The sequence below is a fragment of the Pseudomonas amygdali genome, from assembly GCF_002699855.1.
Taxonomy (GTDB): Bacteria; Pseudomonadota; Gammaproteobacteria; order Pseudomonadales; family Pseudomonadaceae; genus Aquipseudomonas; species Aquipseudomonas amygdali.
Window position 1 is genome coordinate 1 of the sequence record NZ_LKBW01000150.1, and the last position, 3,114, is coordinate 3,114.

Sequence of the window (3,114 nt, forward strand, 5' to 3'; positions counted from 1 at the left end):
CTTCGGTAGTTTTTTCATCGCTCCATCCTCTCAAAGGTTGGAGTCTCCGAGAAACCCGGGGCGGTTCACAGTGAGCAACCACCGATCATTCCAGTCCTCGTTGGGGTGTCCATCCAATGGCAGAAAATGACCGCTGACCAAGCGAGGCTGATCGCTTTGACCTTCGCCCAGCCGGTAATCATGGCGGTGGCGTTCAAGGGCTCGATTCGCCCGTTGCAGACCCTGATCACGGTGGGTGAAACCGCCAGGGTAGTCATAGTCCTCAAGATCAGGCTGCGCCTCGATATGCGCCGACCCTTCCATGTTAAGACGCGGTTTTTCAAAGTGATAATCACGGCGAGCGGTGCGGTTGGCGCGGGTTTCCAGGCGCAGCTTGAAACGCTTGATGACCGGCTCATCGGCCACCAGACCATTGTCCCGGCGATAAAACACCGAATCGAGTTTCGCAAACACCGTCTGGTCATCGCCAAACACCAGTTGATGCGCTGTGGGGCTGTGCTCAAAGTGATAGTGCAGACCTTCCTCTTCGCACAGTCTCTGGACGAAGTGCAGATCTGACTCGTTGTACTGCACGCAGTATTCCCGTTCGGCGTATGTCGTGCCGAGTTCGAAGCGGTAGGCATTGGCCAGCAAGTGATGTTCTTCCAGTATCTGCGCGATGATCTGCGACACTGTGCGATTCTGGAAAATACGCTGATTGGTGCGATGCCCGAGCCGGGCCAGATGCGGGCGCAGGGTTATCGAATAGTGCGTGAGACGCCTGCCGGAGTCGCCTTGAGATACCTGATCAATCAAGCCGTGAATGCCCCCACCGTCAGGCACGAACTGCAGAAATGCAGGACGATTCAGCAGGTCTTCAAGGTCCAGCGCCGTGCGCTCGCTGACCAGCTCAAGCGTAAAGCAGAAGGGCTGGTTGATAGCTTCATGGCCGGTAAATGAAAGGATTTGAAAGTCATGCTCAAGGCCGTCGACGCTCAGGCTGAAGTAAGGTCGATCAGCGGGGTTCAGCGTCATATGGACCACCGTGCCTAGCCGGTTTATGAAAACCCCGCCGATCCTGTCGGACCGACGGAGCAGTGGAGTTATGCCGACTTTGGGCTTCTCCAGTCATCAGATCCGGTAGTAGTGGCCTTTACGTGATCCCAGGTTATTTTGCGATAGCTGAATTGAACGTCCTCCAGGTGTCCAAAGTGTGAGTTCTTCGGATCCTGGCAGTTGTGCATATAGGACTTGATGTTGACGATGACCGCATCCTCAAGGGTGGTGGTGTAATAGTGTTCCTGCTTGCCATCGATAGACGTCCGGTACCACTTGATTTCGACTTTGCTCAGTGTTGAGCCTGAGCAAAGGGACTCCAGAAGCAATGGCGAGGTTTTGTCGAAAATTTTTGTGACACAGGCAGGCCCATGAATGCGTTGGCCAGTAGGCTGACCTGACTGCGTATCACAGGGTGTAATAATGTTATGGCTGAATGCCTGGATGATCGCTTCATCTTCATGGCCTTCCTGATAGACGTTACCGACAGAGTCTGCTGTGAAAGCTCCTGCTGTCAGCGTTTTTTGATTGGCGTCTATGACAGTCATATAGGCGGGTGTAGGCATTAACGTTCTTCCTTACAGTCGATGGTACCTCACAAGCGAATCGGCTTGGAGATCGAAGCATTGCTATAACAAGTTACGTGCCAGGTATCTCTTAAGTCAGTAATGTCAGCTGGTTTGGCCATTTACAGGATATGCAGAAGACGCTTGTAGTGAGTTTTCTTCGAGTAAATTGTGCAAGCTTTTGCGCACCGTTATCATTTTTTTTTGCGCAGCTTTCCAAGCTGCTATCTGAAAAAATATTAATATTTTCATATCTGGTCTTTCTGTGTGGAAAGTCACATTTTTTGCACGTTCTGCTGACAAGATTGTTGGCCGTTCAGTAGTCCCTTTCGGTGAATTTTAGACCGAATACATCTGTGAGATCTGATACGCATATAGCAGCGTATCCGGTCAATTGATAATTAAAGCTATAAATATTTTGGTACATAAATTAATTGCTTCCTACATATTTGCTCTGCTCGGGTGTAAGAATTTTCCGAAAGTTTAATATCTTTCAGGTGTCACCTTGCTTGCTGGTTTTTATGACGATAAGGTTTGCCTGGTTTTATGAGTAGCTGGAAAAGCTTTTCACAATGAAGTGTACGCTATGTGGGGTGTATGAGCAGTGGCAGGTAAAGACAAGCTCTCCATTCTATATCTGGATCTGGCTCGGCACCCTGTAGCTGCGGACGATTACGCAGGTGAAGACATTCGTTTTTCTACGATGTTTGAAGTCTTGGAACGTGAGCTGGGCTGTACGCAGGCCGTTTTCGGGGAAGTAAATGTAGACTGGCTGCGGATCAGAGAGGGCTGTGAACATATTCTTTCAAACCAGTCCAAAGACCTGCGCGTCGCCAGCTGGCTGGCCTGGGCTCTATATGAATGCGAGTCTGTCAGCGGATTAGCTGCGGGCCTGGGGTTGATTCATTATTTGTGCAAAGAGCGTTGGCTGCTCTTTCATCCCAGAAAGTTACGAACACGTTCGGCGAGCATGCAATGGCTCTTGCTTAAACTTGAAAAGGCACTGGGAGAAGATATTTCCATTACTCACCAGCTTCCTGAGTTCCAGCAACTGCTCAGGCAGCTTGATGGCCTGGATGAAATATTTAATCTGTATCTGGGAAGTGATGCCCCGTTGCTGCTGCCGTTGCGAAGACGGCTCGCCCGTATGATTCAGCGTGCTGAGCAGGTTGAGCAAGAGCCTGTCAAGGTGGTGGAGCGCGTCAAGCAGGCTGCGGTTCAGTTATTTTCAAGTGACTCCGACATTGACAACGAGAGAGATGCGCAGCGGGCTTTAAGTATGCAAGAGAACTCCGTACGCAGCCTTTGCAGATGGTGGCTCAAGCAAAAAACTACAGATCTGCGGGCTTTTCGCCTTGGTCGCTCGCAGGTCTGGTATGCGGTGGATAGTCTTCCTGAAAGAAATAGTGAGAAAATAACGCAGTTAAGGAGATTGCCCGCTGACAAACTGAGTAATTGTCAACGCCAACTAAAAAGTGACCCCCTTCCGTGCTAAATCGCCAACTTAGTTTTG

2 protein-coding genes and 2 pseudogenes are annotated in these 3,114 nt (G+C 50.2%); 1 reads left to right on the forward strand and 3 read right to left on the reverse strand.

What is annotated here, in order from left to right; all coding sequences use genetic code 11:
* Positions 1-69: 69 nt before the first annotated feature.
* From tssI to AO277_RS28095, 3 genes and pseudogenes are all read right to left on the reverse strand, one after another.
* A pseudogene (gene tssI / locus AO277_RS12240) lies at positions 70-1,014 on the reverse strand (type VI secretion system tip protein TssI/VgrG); the annotation flags it as partial.
* Positions 1,015-1,082: 68 nt separating this feature from the next.
* Entirely contained in the window at positions 1,083-1,601 is a 519-nt protein-coding gene (locus AO277_RS12245; protein WP_044320193.1) for an Hcp family type VI secretion system effector, read from the reverse strand.
* Between the two features lie 105 nt (positions 1,602-1,706).
* A complete protein-coding gene (locus tag AO277_RS28095) occupies positions 1,707-1,904 on the reverse strand; it encodes a hypothetical protein (RefSeq protein WP_143492760.1) in 198 nt (65 codons plus the stop codon).
* A gap of 301 nt (positions 1,905-2,205) precedes the next feature.
* On the opposite strand from AO277_RS28095, the pseudogene AO277_RS12250 reads away from it, so the two are divergent.
* A pseudogene (locus AO277_RS12250) lies at positions 2,206-3,075 on the forward strand (type VI secretion system ImpA family N-terminal domain-containing protein); the annotation flags it as partial.
* Between the last annotated feature and the right edge of the window lie 39 nt (positions 3,076-3,114).